Origin of the sequence: Burkholderia sp. KBS0801 (assembly GCF_005937855.2) — a bacterium.
GTDB lineage: Bacteria > Pseudomonadota > Gammaproteobacteria > Burkholderiales > Burkholderiaceae > Burkholderia > Burkholderia ambifaria.
The window spans coordinates 497,720-512,127 of the sequence record NZ_CP042179.1 but is presented as its reverse complement, the minus strand read 5'-3'; the positions used below and the strand labels follow the sequence as shown (position 1 = coordinate 512,127).

Annotated in this window: 17 protein-coding genes and 1 pseudogene; 9 read left to right on the top strand and 9 right to left on the bottom strand. The window is 65.1% G+C overall.

What is annotated here, in order from left to right; translation table 11 throughout:
- The first annotated feature begins 32 nt into the window (after nt 1-32).
- The 3 genes from FFI87_RS31845 to FFI87_RS31835 all read left to right on the top strand — a co-directional run bounded on the left by FFI87_RS31845 (nt 33) and on the right by FFI87_RS31835 (nt 3,038).
- Nucleotides 33-1,088 carry an ABC transporter substrate-binding protein gene (locus FFI87_RS31845; RefSeq protein ID WP_138850458.1) on the top strand — a complete coding sequence of 352 codons (1,056 nt, stop codon included), beginning with the start codon at nt 33-35 and terminating at the stop codon, nt 1,086-1,088.
- A gap of 124 nt (nt 1,089-1,212) precedes the next feature.
- A complete protein-coding gene (locus FFI87_RS31840) occupies nt 1,213-2,154 on the top strand; it encodes an ABC transporter ATP-binding protein (protein ID WP_012372571.1) in 942 nt (313 codons plus the stop codon).
- Nucleotides 2,151-3,038 carry an ABC transporter permease gene (locus FFI87_RS31835; protein ID WP_012372570.1) on the top strand — a complete coding sequence of 296 codons (888 nt, stop codon included), beginning with the start codon at nt 2,151-2,153 and terminating at the stop codon, nt 3,036-3,038. Before FFI87_RS31840 ends, FFI87_RS31835 begins: the two co-directional genes overlap by 4 nt.
- 48 nt (nt 3,039-3,086) lie before the next feature.
- Here the strand turns inward: FFI87_RS31835 and aroE are convergent, their stop codons facing one another.
- From aroE to FFI87_RS31810, 5 genes are read right to left on the bottom strand one after another with little or no spacing between them, the layout of a single operon-like run.
- Complete coding sequence (gene aroE, locus FFI87_RS31830) at nt 3,087-3,920, bottom strand: shikimate dehydrogenase (RefSeq protein WP_138850457.1); 834 nt, start codon at nt 3,918-3,920, stop codon at nt 3,087-3,089.
- Entirely contained in the window at nt 3,917-5,140 is a 1,224-nt protein-coding gene (locus tag FFI87_RS31825; RefSeq protein WP_105786879.1) for a CaiB/BaiF CoA transferase family protein, read from the bottom strand. The genes aroE and FFI87_RS31825 overlap by 4 nt, the downstream gene beginning before the upstream one ends.
- A complete protein-coding gene (locus FFI87_RS31820) occupies nt 5,140-5,598 on the bottom strand; it encodes a MaoC family dehydratase (protein ID WP_011661399.1) in 459 nt (152 codons plus the stop codon). The genes FFI87_RS31825 and FFI87_RS31820 overlap by 1 nt, the downstream gene beginning before the upstream one ends.
- Nucleotides 5,599-5,600: 2 nt before the next feature.
- Complete coding sequence (locus FFI87_RS31815; RefSeq protein WP_012372566.1) at nt 5,601-5,993, bottom strand: VOC family protein; 393 nt, start codon at nt 5,991-5,993, stop codon at nt 5,601-5,603.
- Nucleotides 5,990-6,940 carry a ketopantoate reductase family protein gene (locus FFI87_RS31810; RefSeq protein ID WP_138850456.1) on the bottom strand — a complete coding sequence of 317 codons (951 nt, stop codon included), beginning with the start codon at nt 6,938-6,940 and terminating at the stop codon, nt 5,990-5,992. Before FFI87_RS31810 ends, FFI87_RS31815 begins: the two co-directional genes overlap by 4 nt.
- A gap of 95 nt (nt 6,941-7,035) precedes the next feature.
- Between FFI87_RS31810 and FFI87_RS31805 the strand changes: the two genes are divergently transcribed.
- Nucleotides 7,036-7,956 carry a LysR family transcriptional regulator gene (locus FFI87_RS31805; RefSeq protein ID WP_041490262.1) on the top strand — a complete coding sequence of 307 codons (921 nt, stop codon included), beginning with the start codon at nt 7,036-7,038 and terminating at the stop codon, nt 7,954-7,956.
- A gap of 132 nt (nt 7,957-8,088) precedes the next feature.
- On the opposite strand, the pseudogene FFI87_RS31800 reads toward FFI87_RS31805, so the two are convergent.
- Nucleotides 8,089-8,295: pseudogene (locus FFI87_RS31800) on the bottom strand (MBL fold metallo-hydrolase RNA specificity domain-containing protein); the annotation flags it as partial.
- A gap of 506 nt (nt 8,296-8,801) precedes the next feature.
- Here FFI87_RS31800 and FFI87_RS31795 point away from each other — a divergent pair.
- Entirely contained in the window at nt 8,802-10,064 is a 1,263-nt protein-coding gene (locus tag FFI87_RS31795; protein ID WP_138850455.1) for an MFS transporter, read from the top strand.
- 114 nt (nt 10,065-10,178) lie between these two features.
- Here FFI87_RS31795 and FFI87_RS31790 read toward each other — a convergent pair whose 3' ends face one another.
- The 3 genes from FFI87_RS31790 to FFI87_RS31780 all read right to left on the bottom strand — a co-directional run bounded on the left by FFI87_RS31790 (nt 10,179) and on the right by FFI87_RS31780 (nt 12,930).
- A complete protein-coding gene (locus FFI87_RS31790; protein WP_138850454.1) occupies nt 10,179-11,102 on the bottom strand; it encodes a LysR family transcriptional regulator in 924 nt (307 codons plus the stop codon).
- Nucleotides 11,103-11,308: 206 nt separating this feature from the next.
- On the bottom strand, nt 11,309-12,124 hold the full coding sequence (locus FFI87_RS31785) for a DUF817 domain-containing protein (protein WP_012372561.1): 816 nt from the start codon (nt 12,122-12,124) through the stop codon (nt 11,309-11,311).
- A 425-nt stretch (nt 12,125-12,549) separates the two neighbouring features.
- Nucleotides 12,550-12,930, bottom strand: coding sequence for a DUF3693 domain-containing protein (locus tag FFI87_RS31780; RefSeq protein WP_138850453.1), 381 nt, complete (start codon nt 12,928-12,930; stop codon nt 12,550-12,552).
- 362 nt (nt 12,931-13,292) lie between these two features.
- Between FFI87_RS31780 and FFI87_RS31775 the strand changes: the two genes are divergently transcribed.
- From FFI87_RS31775 to FFI87_RS31760, 4 genes are all read left to right on the top strand, one after another.
- Nucleotides 13,293-13,478: a hypothetical protein gene (locus FFI87_RS31775; protein WP_138850452.1), complete on the top strand. Its 186-nt coding sequence runs from the start codon at nt 13,293-13,295 to the stop codon at nt 13,476-13,478.
- 106 nt (nt 13,479-13,584) lie between these two features.
- Nucleotides 13,585-13,845: a hypothetical protein gene (locus FFI87_RS31770; protein ID WP_138850451.1), complete on the top strand. Its 261-nt coding sequence runs from the start codon at nt 13,585-13,587 to the stop codon at nt 13,843-13,845.
- A gap of 2 nt (nt 13,846-13,847) precedes the next feature.
- The gene (locus FFI87_RS31765; RefSeq protein WP_138850450.1) at nt 13,848-14,054 is read left to right on the top strand and encodes a hypothetical protein; all 207 of its coding nucleotides are present in this window, start codon (nt 13,848-13,850) and stop codon (nt 14,052-14,054) included.
- Nucleotides 14,055-14,056: 2 nt separating this feature from the next.
- Nucleotides 14,057-14,296: a hypothetical protein gene (locus FFI87_RS31760; protein WP_138850449.1), complete on the top strand. Its 240-nt coding sequence runs from the start codon at nt 14,057-14,059 to the stop codon at nt 14,294-14,296.
- Nucleotides 14,297-14,408 lie beyond the last annotated feature (112 nt).

Below are 14,408 nucleotides of genomic sequence, written 5' to 3'. Positions count from 1 at the left end.
GTCCCGCTGCCCCCATCCTGACTGGAGTTCCGATGTCGTTTCCGTTTTCGCCGGCTCTGCGCCGCACGACCCGGCTCGCGCGCCGCGCGCTGGCCGCCACGCTCACCGGCGCGCTGGCATTCGCCGCCGCCGGCACGCCGCAAGCCGCGCACGCGGAAGGCCGCATCCGCATCGCCGAGCAGTTCGGCGTCGTCTACCTGATGCTGAACGTCGCGCGCGACCAGCAGCTGATCGAGAAGGAAGGACGCAAGGCCGGCGTCGACATCAAGGTCGACTGGGTGCGGCTGTCGGGCGGGGCGGCCGTGAACGACGCGCTGCTGTCGGGCGCGATCGATATCGCCGGCGCGGGCGTCGGGCCGCTGCTGACCGTGTGGGACCGCACGCGCGGCCGGCAGAACGTGAAGGGCGTCGCGTCGCTCGGCAATTTTCCGTATTACCTCGTCAGCAGCAACCCGAACGTGAAGACGATCGCCGACCTGGGCGCGAAGGACCGCATCGCGGTGCCGGCCGTCGGCGTGTCGGTGCAGTCGCGCGTGCTGCAGTACGCGGCCGCGAAGCAGTGGGGCGACAAGCAGTTCGACCGGCTCGATCCGCTGACCCAGGCGATCCCGCATCCCGATGCGACGGCCGCGATCCTCGCGAACAGCAACGTGATCACGGGCCACTTCGGCAATCCGCCGTTCCAGGAGCAGGAACTCGCGGGCAATCCGAACGCGCACATCGTGCTGAATTCCTACGACGTGCTCGGCGGCCCGAGTTCCGCGACGGTGCTGTATGCGACCGGGAAATTCCGCGACGACAATCCGAAGACGTACCGCGCGTTCGTCGCCGCGCTCGCCGACGCGGCCCGCCAGATCGCCGCCGATCCCGAGCGCGCGGCCGATACCTATATCCGCGTGAACGGGTCGAAGATCGATCGCGCATTGCTGCTGAAGATCCTGCGCAATCCGCAGGTGCAGTTCAAGACGGCCCCGCAGAACACGCTGAAGCTCGCGCAGTTCATGTATCGCACCGGCGCGATCCGCAACGAGCCGAAGTCGTGGCGCGACTACTTCTTCGACGATCCGGCGACGGCCGGTGGCAGTTGAGCGATGTCGTTGCGACATCGCGATCGATGCTTATGCGTCGACGCGGTTTCGATATGCGCAATCGTTGGTTGGGTCCCGCGCCGCGCCGCCGTATGTTGATGCTTTCCCGCCAAGAGTTTCGATCGTGAACGCCACTTCTCCCCGAATCGGGTTGCCGCCGTATGCGGCGCGCGGCGCGGCTGCGCCGGCCGCCCATCCCGCCACCGACGCGCGCGCCGCGAGCCGGCCCGCACCGCAGGCCGCACCGGCAGGCGCGCACAGCGAGCGCCTGCTCGCGATCGATCGCGTGAGCCTCGAATACCGGAGCGGTGCGCGGATCGTCCGCGCGACCCATCAGGTCAGCTTCGACGTGTACGGCAGCGACCGTTTCGTGCTGCTCGGCCCGTCGGGCTGCGGCAAGTCCACGTTGCTGAAGGCGATCGCCGGCTTCATCGAGCCCGTGTCGGGTTCGATCGCGCTCGACGGCCGGCCCGTGCACGGGCCGGGCCCCGACCGCATCGTCGTGTTCCAGGAGTTCGATCAGTTGCCGCCGTGGAAGACGGTCGTCGAGAACGTCGCGTTTCCGTTGCGCGCGGCCGCGAAGCTGTCGCGCGCCGAAGCACGCGAGCGTGCGCTGCACTATCTCGACAAGGTCGGGCTCGGCGCGTTCGCCGATGCGTATCCGCATACGCTGTCCGGCGGGATGAAGCAGCGCGTCGCGATCGCGCGTGCACTGGCGATGCAGCCGCGCGTGCTGCTGATGGACGAACCGTTCGCCGCGCTCGACGCGCTCACGCGCCGCAAGATGCAGGAAGAATTGCTGCGCCTGTGGGACGAATTCCGCTTCACGCTGCTGTTCGTCACGCATTCGATCGAGGAGGCGCTCGTCGTCGGCAACCGGATCCTGCTGCTGTCGCCGCATCCGGGCCGCGTGCGCGCGGAGCTCAACAGCCACGACTATTCGCTCGACAGCGTCGGCGGCGGCGATTTCCGCGACAGCGTCGCGCGGATTCATCATCTGCTGTTCGACACCGACGTGGCGAGCGGAACGCATCCTGCATCGACCACGGAGGCCACGGCATCATGAGCACGATCGATCCGGCTCTGCCGCCGCTGCCGCCCGTTCGCGCCGAATACGTACGCACGCTCGATACGCCGCCCGACGCCGAACGTGCGGCGCCCGCGCCGCTGGTGCGCCGCATCGCCGGGGCGAGCGCGTTTCGGCGCTTCGTCGTCGCGCTCGTGCTGATCGCCGCGTGGGAAGTCATCGCGCGCATCGTCGCGAACGATCTGCTCGTGCCGACCGTCGGCGCGACACTGGCCGCGTTCGTGCAAGGCATCGCGTCGGGCGAACTGCTCGTGAAGACGGGGATCTCGATGTCGGTGCTGCTGCGCGGCTATGCGCTCGGCGTGGTGTTCGCGTTCGTGCTGACGTCGCTCGCGGTATCGACACGCATCGGCCGTGACGTGCTGACGATGCTCACGGCGATGTTCAATCCGCTGCCGTCGATCGCGTTGCTCCCGATCGCGCTGCTGTGGTTCGGGCTCGGCACCGGCAGCCTGCTGTTCGTGCTCGTGCACGCGGTGCTGTGGCCGCTCGCGCTCAGCATGTACACGGGTTTTGCCGGCGTGCCGGCCACGCTGAAGATGGCCGGGCGCAACTACGGCCTCACCGGCGCGCGGCAGATCGCGCTGATCCTCGTGCCTGCCGCGCTGCCGTCGATCCTGTCGGGGCTGCGGGTGGGCTGGGCATTCGCGTGGCGCACGCTGATCGCGGCGGAACTCGTGTTCGGCGCGAGCGCCGGGCAGGGCGGGCTCGGCTGGTATATCTTCCAGAACCGCAACGAGCTGTACACCGATCGCGTGTTCGCGGGCCTCGCGGCCGTCATCGTGATCGGTTTGCTCGTGGAGCACCTCGTGTTCGACACGCTCGAGCGTGTGACGGTGCGACGCTGGGGCATTCAGCACTGACCGCATTGATCGGAACGCGAGCGCGCGCGCTGCGCTCGCGCACCGCATTCAGTCGAGCGGGACCGTGAGCCGCTCGATCACGGTAGCCGTCTCCGGACGCACGTCGCGCCACCACGCGAACGCTTCGGCGGCCTGCTCGACCAGCATGCCGACGCCGTCCGCGACGCGGCGCACGCCCGCATTGCGTGCGAGCCGGAGAAAGGGCGTCAGCCGCTTGCCGTAAGCAAGCTCGTACGCAGCTCCGGTCGGGCTGAACACGCCCGGCGGGACGGGCGGCAGATCGCCGGCAAGGCTCGCCGACGTGGCGTTGACCACCAGATCGAAACGTCCCATCGCGACGAGATCGGCATAGCCGCACGCCGCCAGCGGCCCGCGTCCGGCGACCTGGGCGGACAGTGCGCGCGCCTTGTCGACGTCGCGATTCGCGATCACCATCTCGGCGGGGCCGGCCGCGAGGAACGGGAGCAGGGCGCCGCGCGCCGCGCCCCCGGCGCCGAGCATCAGCACGCGTTTGCCGGCCATCGGCAGGCCGAGATTGATTTCGATGTCGCGCACGAGCCCGATCCCGTCGAAGTTGTCGGCCAGGATGCGTCCGCCTTCGAACTTCAGCGCATTGGCCGCGCCGGCGAGCGCGGCGCGCTCGCTGCGTTCGTCCGACATCGCGAACGCCTGGAGCTTGAACGGGGCGGTGATGTTGATGCCTTTGCCGCCGCGCGCGGCAAATGCCCGCACCACGTCGACGAACGCGCCTTCCGGCTCGAGCGGCCCTTCGATGGCCGAGTAGTGCAGGTCCTGCCGCGACGCTTGCGCGAAGATGCCGTGGATCAGCGGAGATTTCGTGTGTCCGATCGGGTTGCCGATCACCGCGTACTGGTCAGTCATCGTTGGCTCGCTTTTGAGTAGAGAACACCATCGGCCTGCATTGCGTCGATTTCAGCGGGCTCGAACCCGAGCGAACGGGCGACGTCGGCGTTGTGCTGCCCGAGATCGGGCGCGACGTCGCGAATCGTCGTATCGCAATCCGAGAACCGGAACGGCAGATTCGGCAGGCGCAGCGTGCCGTAGCGCGGGTGCTCCTGCTCGACGACCATGCCACGCGCCTGGATCTGCGGATCCGCCAGTACCTCGTCGATGCGTTGTACCTTCGCGCACGGCACGTCGATGCGATCGAGCAGGTCGAGCACCGACGCAACCGAACGGGCGGCCACCCACGGCTCGACGACCGACAGGATCTCGACGCGGTGCGCGTTGCGTCCGACGCTGTCGTGAAAGCGCGTGTCGGCGCCGAAGCCGGCCGGTCCGCCATGCGCTTCGATCAGGATCGCGAAGCGTTTCCATGCATCGTCGACCTGCGCGGCGATCACGAGATCGCCGTCCGCCGCGCGAAACACGCCGTAGAGCGTCGACGTCGGCATGTCGTGCCCGGTCTGCTCGGGCAGCACGCCTTGCAGCGTGTAGCACTGGACCGCGTATTCGTGCATCGAGACCAGCGTGTCGTACAGCGCCATGTCGATGTGCTGCCCGCGGCCGCTCTTCACGCGTCCCAACAGTGCGGCGTTGATGGCCGCGACCGCGTGAATGCCGGTGTACATGTCGCCGAGCGAGATCCGCAGCAGCGGCGGCCGCTCGCCCGGTGTGCCGACCATCTGCATGATGCCGCTCTTCGCCTCGGCGATCAGCCCGAAGCCCGCGCGATGCGCATCGGGGCCGGTATGTCCGTAGGCCGAGATCGAGCAATAGACGAGTGCCGGATTGCGGGCCGACAACTCCGCATAACCGAGCCCCAGCTTGTCCAGCGCGCCTGGGCGGTAGTTCTCGATGAACACGTCCGCGGAGTCGCACAGCCGCTGCATGAATGCCTTGCCGCGCGCGTCCTTCATGTTCACGCTGACGCCGCGCTTGCCCATGTTGAGCTGCAGGAAATAGCCGCTTTGCTGGTCGTCGAGGACCGTCGCATGCTGGCGGCCGGCGTCGCCGGTGCCGGGGCGTTCGACCTTGATCACTTCGGCGCCGAGCGCCGCGAGGCAGCGCCCGACATAGGGGCCGGCCAGGAAATGGCTGTAGTCGACGACGCGAATACCTTCGAGAGGGCGGGCCTGCATCAGAACGCTCCCGGCCGGCGCGGCACCATCAACCGATGCTCGCCGCGCTGGACGACCTGGCCGTCCTGGTTGATCAGCTCCGACGGCAGCACGACGATGCCCCAGCCCGGGCGGCTCTTGCTCGCCCGCATCGAGCCGACGCGGAACGTCACGTGCAGCACGTCGTTCACCTTGATCGGCAGCAGGAAGTCCCAGGTCCAGCCGAGCGACATGCCCGGCAGGAAACGGTAGTCGCTCTGCGTCTTGAGGCCGTCGGCGATCGACAGCCCGAACAGCCCGTGCGCGACGAGGCAGCCGAAGTGGCTCGCGTTCGCGTACGCCTCGTCGACGTGCACCGGCGTGTGGTCGCCGGTGAGGTCGGCGTACGCGAGGATGCGCGCCTGGGTGACCGTGTAGGTCGGACTCGTGCATGCGTCGCCCTCCCGGGCATCGTCCCAGTACTTTTCGACGATCGTCATGGTCATGCCTCCGTCCGCGGGTTGATCGCCAGCGCCTGCGCGACACAGGAGGCGGGCGTTGCCTGAATGAGTTCGACTGCCAGGCCATCCGGCAAGCGCAGCCAGTTCCGCCCCTGCGGCATGTCGGTCACGCCGTACGCTTGCGCCGCGGCCAGCGCGGCTTCCAGGTCCTCGCACATCACGCCCAGATGGCCGAGCCGGCCCTCGGGGCCGTCCCAGCCCGGCGCATGGATGAACTGCAGGCCGCCGAGCGTCCAGTACTGCCGCGGCGCGTCGACGGTGCCGTCCACCTCGCGCATCGTCATGCCGAGCACGTCCTCGAAGAAGCGGATGTGCCAATGGATGTCCTTCACCCAGATGGCGACGTGCTCCAGATAAGCTTTCGTGGCGCTCATGCGATCACCTCCTTCGCTTGGCGATCGGTCATCGCGCGCTCGATTCCCGTGATGCATGCGACCAGCGTCGCGTTGACCGGCGTGGGCACGCCGTACCGCTGTCCCCAGCGCACGACCGATCCGTTGATGAAGTCGATTTCGGTCATCGCTCCTCTCTCCAGGCTTTGCAGCATCGATGTCTTGAACGCGGCTGGCAGGCCCTCCGCGGCGAGCGTCCACGCCTGCTCCGGGTCCGTCATCGACAACTTGACGCCGGCCGCTTGCGCGACCCCGATCGCCTCGGCGACGGCCGCAAGCGACGTGGACTTCAGCAGCGGCTCGCCGTAGAGCTGCCCGTAGGTCAGGCCGGTGATGCCGGTGAGCGCGCCCGTGGCGACGTTGACCAGCAGCTTGTCCCACATCGTGCCGACGATGTTGTCGCTGACGGTCGTCGCGAGGCCCGCGGCGTTGAACGCATCGGCGATTGCCTGGACGCGCGGCGTGATGCGGCCGTCGAGTTCGCCGATGAAGGTCAGCTTGCCGGCCACGCCCGATTCGATATGCGCGTCGCCGCGCCGCACGCCGCCGACGTAGGTCTTGCCCGCGAGCACGCGCTCGCGGCCGACGACGTCGGCGAGGATGTCCTCGTGCCCGAGGCCGTTCTGCAGCGACAGCACCAACGTATCGGGCCCGATCAGCCGTTGCGCGCCGCGCATGGCCGCGTCGGTGTGGAATGACTTGACCAGCACGATCACCAGATCCGCCACGCCGACGTCGTCCGCCTGCGTCGTCGCGCGGACGCGGACGCGCCGGGATCCGCTCGTATCGTCGACCTGGAGGCCGTCGCGGCACATCGCGCCGACGTGCGACGGCGAGCGGGCGATCAGCCAGGTCTCGTGGCCGCCTTCGGTCAGGGCGGCGCCAATCGCGCAGCCCAGCGCGCCGGCGCCCAGCATTGCAATCTTCATGGGTTTCTCCGATGTCATGCAGGGTTGACGTATCGCTGCACGATAGAAGTTGCCCGTCATGCTGACAATGCAATGACTACAATGACGTTATTGCGATGGACAATAATGCGATGATTCCGACCGATCTTCCCGACCTGAAGCTGCTCCAGCTTTTCGATTTGCTGTACGACGCGCGCAGCGTCACCCGCGTGGCCGAGCAACTCGGACAAAGCCAGCCGACCGTCAGCATCTGGCTCGGGCGCTTGCGCGAACACCTTCACGATCCGCTGTTCATCCGAACGCCCGGCGGCATGGCGCCGACGCCGCAGGCCGACGCGCTCATCGGCCCGTGCCGGGAAATCCTCGAATCGTTGCGGCGCTTCGCGGCCTGGGAAATCGCGTTCGACCCGGCGACTGCCCAGCGCCGGTTTCGCATCTGCATGACCGATGCGAGCCACATCACGCTGCTGCCGCGGCTTCTCGCACACGTTCGCGCGCAGGCGCCGGGCGTCCGGCTGGAGGCGGCGAGAATCGACGGCAACACGGAACGGGCGCTCGAGTCGGGCGAAGCCGATCTCGCGATCGGCTATGTGCCGTGGCTCGGCGGTGGCATCTACCAGCAGAAACTGTACGACCAGGACTGGGTGTGCCTGGCCAATCGCCATCATCCGAGGATTCGCGGGCGCCTCGGCGTCAAACAGTACCGGTCGGAAGGCCATGTGGCCATTACGGCCGGAACGGGCGCGCAGCTTCTAGACCAGGCGCTGATGCGGGAGCGCATCGAGCGTCAGGTCGTGCTGGGGCTGCCGGGGTTTCTGGGTTTGGGCGCGATCATCCAGAGCACGGACCTGATCACGACGCTGCCGCGCCATATCGGCGAGACGCTGGCCCAGGCCAATGACCTGACCGTGCATGCTTGCCCGATCGAGGTCGAGGGCTTTGCGGTTCGACAGCACTGGCACTCGCGATATCACCATGAAGCAGGCAATCGCTGGCTGCGCGGCGTCGTGGTGCAGTTGTTCGCGAATGCGCGGTGAGTGGGGCGCGCGCTCGGTTGTCGTCGGTCGTGGCGCGGATCACGCGCTCGGAGTGCATCGCGCGCGACGGGATTTGGCGCAAGCATCTGCTTCCCGTCACGCGCATTCCGCGATTCGCCGCATTGCCGTCAGTCATGACGAAAGCACGGCGGATTCCTGCGCACCGCCGGTTGCAACTTCGTCCAGATCGACGCATTGCGCGTAAGCCGGCACCTCGCACGGCCAATGCAGGCGCTCCGCAATACGCCGCCGCAACGCATCCGCGGCAGCGGGTTCGCCATGCGTGATGAAGGTCCGGACGGGGGCGCACTGCATCGTGCCGAGCCACGTGAGGACCTCCGCAGGTTCTTCGTACCCTGGAACAGGCCGCAATCGACCAGCACGCGCCGGCTGCCGTGTTCGATCAGGTACTTCGAGCCGGTCACGGTTTCGGTCGCGCCGAGAAAGGTCAGTTTCATGGATCGCCTCAGCGGGGTCGACGGGACGGTAATTCGATTGCAGCCCGAACCTGCGAGAGACGGTTGACCGAAATCAGCAAGTTGGGGGGATTTGCCGCTGGGCGCCGTTGCGCTCGTTGGCCTCACAGGGCGGCTTGGGCTGGCGCGGCGGGTAGGGCAGATGCAGATTCATCTCAGCGCCCATCGCGCGATCGATGCATCACGTGCGGTGCTGGTGTTCGTCGTTGTTGCGTGAGCGTCCCCGGAGAATGCGGTCAGCCTTCCCTGCATTTTTGAAAGGAAATCGCGGGTTATCGGTAACTACGATAATTTCTATTGCAGATACCTCTCTACTCGCAAAACCGGCCTTCGACTACTGTAGCCGTCACGTTGCTACCGAGGCCATTCATGTCCAAACTCAATATCAAACTACTGGGTCCATGCCTGCTCGCCATTGCGATCGACGCAATGGGATTCGGGCTCGTGTACCCGATCATGGCGGCGATCTTCACCGACCCCCAATCCGGCATCATCGGGGCCGATACGAGTCCGCAACTACGCAATTTCTACCTGGGGCTCGGGTACGGCGTCTATCCATTCTGCATGTTCTTCGGCTCTTCGCTGATGGGTGAGCTGTCCGACGGCTACGGCCGGCGGAAAATCCTGCTGCTGTGCGTGTTCGGCCTGGCGCTCAGCTACTTCCTGATGGCGGTCGGCGCGCTGCTGCCGAGTATCGCGCTGCTGCTGATCGGCCGCGGCCTGAGCGGGCTGATGGCCGGTTGCCAGGGGATCGCGCAGGCCGCGATCACGGACGTGAGCACGCCGGAAACCAAGGCGTACAACATGAGCATCATGTCGATCGCGTTCAGCGCGGGCGTCATCGTCGGCCCCGTGCTCGGCGGCGTCACGTCGGACCGCACGATCGCACCGTTCTTCAACTACGGCACGCCGTTCCTGCTGGTCGCCGCGCTGTCGGTCGTCTGCGGGCTCTGGACGTTCTGGTCATATCGCAACGTGGTCGCGCCGACCGGCAACACGCGCGTGGACCTGCTGATGCCGCTGCGGATCATCTACCAGGCCGGCACGCACCGCCGCGTCGCGTTCCTGTCGATCGTGTTCTTCCTGATGCAGGTCGGCTACGGGCTGTATCTGCAGACGATCATGCTGGTGCTGCAGACGAAATTTCATTACACCAGCTCGCAGCTCGGCCTGTTCAGCGGCCTGATCGGCATGTCCTTCGTGTTCGGGCTGATGGTGATCGTGCGGCTGATGCTGAAAATCTGGAGCGTCGTCGACATCGCGAAGACGGGCCTGCTGATCGCGGGCATCGGGCAAGTTCTGTCGGCGCTGTTTCCGCATGAAAACACGCTCTGGGTGCTCGGCATGGTGGTCGGCTGCTTCGACATGGTTGCATACACCACCATGTACACCGCGTATTCGGACGCGGTGAGCGCGGACCGGCAGGGCTGGGCGCTCGGCGTCGCCGGCTCCGTGATGGCGATCGCCTGGGTCGTGACGGGCTTCCTCACCAACCTGTTGCCCGTGCTCGGCGAGCTTGGCCTGCTGATGGTCGGCGGCCTGAGTTTTGTCCTCAGCTTCGTGATGATGCTGGCGTATGGCCGAAAGTGGTCCGTGCCGATCGTGTCCGTCGGCTCGCGCGCCTACGACTGATGTGTGTTCTACCGGTGCGCGCATCGCTGCCGCGATGCGGCCCGGGCGCGACCTTCGCAGGCTTCGGTGGCCTGCCCGGGCCATCGGCGCCGCGCTGCTTGCTTGCGCGGCGCGCTACATATCGAGCGCGCCGTCCGCAGTTCGCGCCATCACTTTTGGCAGATACTCCTCGATGATTTTCATGACGACCTGTGTCTTCGAAGGGACGGGCCGAGTGACCGGCAGCAGCGCATGCAGGTCGAATCCCGGTACCGTGTAATCCGGCAGCAGCCTGACGAGCCGGCCGGATTCCAGTGCGTCGATGCAGACGTGTTCCTGAAGGACGCCGATACCCGCGCCGTTCAGCAACAGCTCATAGACCGGCCGCCAGTGGCTGGTGCTGATGACGACGTTGATCGGCGTCGGCCGCACCGATTTCGACGAGCTCATCAAGCGAAGCTGGCCGTCGTTGAAGAGCCCCGTGACGCGAATGAATGGATGCCCGACGATGTCGGTCGGTTCCTCTGGCAGCCCGTGCTTTTCGATATAAAGCGGCGACGCGACCAGAACGCGTCGTACGTAACCCAATCGACGCGCGACGAAATTGCCATCGCCGATCTGGCCGAGCCGCAATGAAATATCGACGCCCTCGGTGACGGGGTCGGTGATTTCGTCATTCAGGACGAGATCGATATGGAGCTGCGGATTTTGTTCGCGGATTACCGCGAGGATTTCCGGCAGCACGACTTCGCCGAACCCGTGTGGTGCGGCAATGCGAATGCGCCCACGCACGATGTTGTTGCCGAGCGTGACGACGGCCCGCGCCTCGTCGGCCGCGTCGAGCACGATCTTGCTGCGTTGATAGAACAGAATGCCTTCATCGGTGCACGACACCGCACGCGTGTTCCGGAGCAGCAATTTGACGCCGAGAAACCGCTCGAGTCGATCGACGCGATCGCTAACGGTCGGTTGGCCGAGGCCGAGATCTTTCGCGGCCCTCGATAAATTGCCACGCTCGACTACCCGCACGAAAATTCGCATGGCCGCCAGCAAATCCATAGACCCTCGATAATCAGAAGAATTTAGCTATTCTGGAAGACGACAAAATCGGTTCGCCACATTGTTTTCCGGGACGGGGGGCCAGCCATAGAGCGCATTTGGAATGTCGCAACCAGCGGACACGTGAACACGATCGTCGAAGAAGGAATGCCACCCATCGCCGCCGCCGCGACTCGCGTCACCAGGATCGGTCATTGACGATTACCTCAGCGCGGCACGTGGATGCGCTCCTTGATATGCTTGAGATTGGCCACGATAGTGAAGGTCATGATGACCAACATGGACCATGAGCTCCATTTGCCCACGTGCACTGCCGACCATGCTCCGATCTGATTCGGATAGCGCCATACACCCGCAAAGGTGCTGATGTTTTCGGCCAGCCAGATAAAACCGCCAATGAGAACGAATGCCAGAAGCAAGGGCATCTGGTAGTTTCGATCCAGCGGACGAAACACCACGGTGGTCCGAGCATACAGGCCCAGAGCGCAGGCTGCCAGATACCAGCGATAGTCGCCAATATAGTGGTGGGTAAAAAAGTTGACATAGATAAGCGCTGCGATCAGCGCCGCCATCCAGTGCGGGGGATGATGACGTATGTGCAGATCGAATAGCCGCCAGGCCTGGATGATGTAGCTGCCGACGGCGGCATACATAAAGCCCGAGAACAAGGGCACGCCCCATAGTTTCGTGTAGGCAGGGTCGGGATAAGCCCAGGACTGGATGCTGCCCGAGGTTTTGAACACCTCCAGCGCAAAACCCACGCAATGAAACAGCGAGATGACCTTGAGTTCGTCCAGCGTCTCCAGGTGCGTGCAAACCATGGCCACTTGAATAAGCAGTGCGGCGACTAGTAGTACATCGTAACGCGCCACGCCCCAGAGCCCGGCGCGCGGCGTGGCGAACACCGCCAGGAAGAAAAGCCCCGCGAACAGACAACTACGCGCTTCCTTCAGGCCGAAGAAGAAAAACTCTCGAACAAAGCGCCTGAATCCATCCAGCCTGCCGGGTAACGGCGGCGCCATGAGCCATTCGTCCAAGGCGTTCAGACGAGGGCGGGATGCGCGCGGCGAGCATTGAATCGAATTGGAATGGGGCATAGATGGGGGAAAGGCACTGAAGACAGGTCGAGTGTGAGCTGTGCATCATGCCCACAAAGCACCTAGCATCAAATTCGCTCAGAATAACGAGGCAGCCAGTATGATAGTCGCTCCACGCTTTCCAATCCTGTTATCCCGGCCTCGTGCCCGCTACCGCCTCAGAAACTACGCACTGTGACGCGCTTTCGTGGTGCAAGAACTCCGCTTTCCAAGCTTCGTGCCTATCGTCGACGTGACCGGTCATTCGTGTCGTTCACCGGACAATATGGTATTCGTCATCGAATGCTTCGAGACGGCGCCGGCCAACTTCGACACAGCCGATGTCATTGATTTGCAAAACCAATTTAATTTTACATAATGCTGAGACTGGGAACATCAGCGCGGATTGGCGCTGATTGCGCGGGCGAGGGAGCGCCGGCTAGCCCGACCATAACCACGGCTATCGCTGCCGTGGCCGCCGCTCCCGTCGCTTTTCCCCATGCGTTCTCCCACACGCGGCGCGCACGCGCGTCCGTCGCGCTCTCTGCCTTGCACGCGGCAATTACTTCGAGTGGATCGAGGTCGAGCAGATCGGCCGCCCGGATTGCCGTCGCCTCATCAAACACGGAAAGACCGTTGCGGTAACGGCTGACTGCGGCACGCGTCACGCCCAGCATTTTCGCCGCCGCATAGTCGGACGGCAGGTCAAGGCGCTTCTTCAGCGCGTCCAGATATTGGATTGTTGTTTTCATACACCCTCCCTGTTGACTTCACCCGATGTCAAGGCTAGTGGAACGTAACATACTCCGCAACGTTACATCGACATTGACACGTTACAGTTGGTGAGACTATTCTTCCGATCACTCGCCCCAAACGCGCCCCCGTTTTCACCCATCCCAACGGCGCTGGACGGCCATCCAGCAAGGCGCGGGGCGAGGTTTCTTTCGGGGATGGGTTAGACAGGGGATGCGGCAATGCGCAAAAAATCGTTACAAATTTGTGGGGTTCGAACAACGGCACTCGGCGGGTTCACGCTCGAGGGGCCGTACTTCCGCCGCCGCTCGCGCGTTGCGCGCGTCGTGGACGCGTTTTTCCACTGGCTGGGGGCGTGACCATGACGACCCTAGCCGACTACATGCATGAATCGATCTCGATCTATGCCGAGAACCCGACCGAAGCCGATCCGCACGCCATCGCGTGCTTGATCCTGCCCGCCGACGCGACGAAGTTCGAAAAGGGGGTTGTGGCGAACGCCGTTGAGGCGTGGGCGCGCGCCTACGTGGCGAGGTACCCGCAATGACCGACTCCATCGTGATGGCGCTGCTCGGCCTGATGCTGCTGGTCGGCCTGCTGGTCGGGATCCTCATCGGGGCCGCTATCGTGGCCCATTGGCCGGACGACAAATCATGAGCACGTCGGCCGCCTTCGCTGAAATCGGCTACCGCGTCGAGGATGGTGATATCGGCTACGCGGGATCGTCCCACCTGTCATACGTCGCGCGCCAAGTGCCGCGCGTCGCGCACATTCGCGCGACGGCGGCCGGCGACGCTGAGCTGGCCCGGATCCGGGCGCTGCTTTCCAAACACCGAACGGACCAACCACGGCGCGCGCCGGCTCGTTCGGCATCCCTCGTTACGGCGCGTGCTGTTTTCTTTCAGGAGTCTTAAAAATGTCGAAGGCATGGGATACGGCCGTCATCAAGGCTGACGCGAATCACCCGGACAAGGGCCGCGCGGGCGTCGTGCAGGCGGTCGAGCGCAATATGGACGGCACGGACAAGGTGCTGACGATCCGTCTGGACGAACTGCCGGACGGCTCGCCCGCGAAGATCGTCAACGCGACGCCGGACGACGTCATTGTCCACAACGTGAACTGATCATGAGCGGCGCTTTCATCGGTTCGCGATTCCGCACGGGCGACAGCGTGCGGATCGATGCGCGCGGCGAGTTCTACTCGTACTGCGACGGATGGCGCGGCAAGGTGGCGCAGGTCGGCCCGAAAGACGCGAACGCGTGCCACTGCTCGATCCCGGGCGGACACGCGCTGGTCGAGGTCGTGAACGGTGATGCGCCGCTGCACCTGATCGTCCCGGACAACGAACTGGCGTTCGATCTCTGATGACCTACAGCCGCCTGTCGTCGGACGAAGAATGGAGCGCGTCGCGCGTCGCGGGGCTCCCGCCGCGCTGGCGCGATCGCATCCTCGGCCAGTACGACGAGCGGCGCGCCGG

Bases quoted from the DNA above. Each gene is read 5' to 3' on its own strand.
- FFI87_RS31835 (WP_012372570.1), top strand. From the start codon at position 2,151: ATGAGCACGATCGATCCGGCTCTGCCGCCGCTGCCGCCCGTTCGCGCC.
- FFI87_RS31765 (WP_138850450.1), top strand. From the start codon at position 13,848: ATGTCGAAGGCATGGGATACGGCCGTCATCAAGGCTGACGCGAATCAC.
- FFI87_RS31770 (WP_138850451.1), top strand. From the start codon at position 13,585: ATGAGCACGTCGGCCGCCTTCGCTGAAATCGGCTACCGCGTCGAGGAT.
- FFI87_RS31775 (WP_138850452.1), top strand. From the start codon at position 13,293: ATGACGACCCTAGCCGACTACATGCATGAATCGATCTCGATCTATGCC.
- FFI87_RS31825 (WP_105786879.1), bottom strand. From the start codon at position 5,140: ATGCAGGCCCGCCCTCTCGAAGGTATTCGCGTCGTCGACTACAGCCAT.
- FFI87_RS31795 (WP_138850455.1), top strand. From the start codon at position 8,802: ATGTCCAAACTCAATATCAAACTACTGGGTCCATGCCTGCTCGCCATT.
- FFI87_RS31820 (WP_011661399.1), bottom strand. From the start codon at position 5,598: ATGACGATCGTCGAAAAGTACTGGGACGATGCCCGGGAGGGCGACGCA.
- FFI87_RS31760 (WP_138850449.1), top strand. From the start codon at position 14,057: ATGAGCGGCGCTTTCATCGGTTCGCGATTCCGCACGGGCGACAGCGTG.
- FFI87_RS31815 (WP_012372566.1), bottom strand. From the start codon at position 5,993: ATGAGCGCCACGAAAGCTTATCTGGAGCACGTCGCCATCTGGGTGAAG.
- FFI87_RS31805 (WP_041490262.1), top strand. From the start codon at position 7,036: ATGGACAATAATGCGATGATTCCGACCGATCTTCCCGACCTGAAGCTG.
- FFI87_RS31790 (WP_138850454.1), bottom strand. From the start codon at position 11,102: ATGGATTTGCTGGCGGCCATGCGAATTTTCGTGCGGGTAGTCGAGCGT.
- FFI87_RS31785 (WP_012372561.1), bottom strand. From the start codon at position 12,124: ATGGCGCCGCCGTTACCCGGCAGGCTGGATGGATTCAGGCGCTTTGTT.
- FFI87_RS31780 (WP_138850453.1), bottom strand. From the start codon at position 12,930: ATGAAAACAACAATCCAATATCTGGACGCGCTGAAGAAGCGCCTTGAC.
- aroE (WP_138850457.1), bottom strand. From the start codon at position 3,920: ATGACTGACCAGTACGCGGTGATCGGCAACCCGATCGGACACACGAAA.
- FFI87_RS31810 (WP_138850456.1), bottom strand. From the start codon at position 6,940: ATGAAGATTGCAATGCTGGGCGCCGGCGCGCTGGGCTGCGCGATTGGC.
- FFI87_RS31845 (WP_138850458.1), top strand. From the start codon at position 33: ATGTCGTTTCCGTTTTCGCCGGCTCTGCGCCGCACGACCCGGCTCGCG.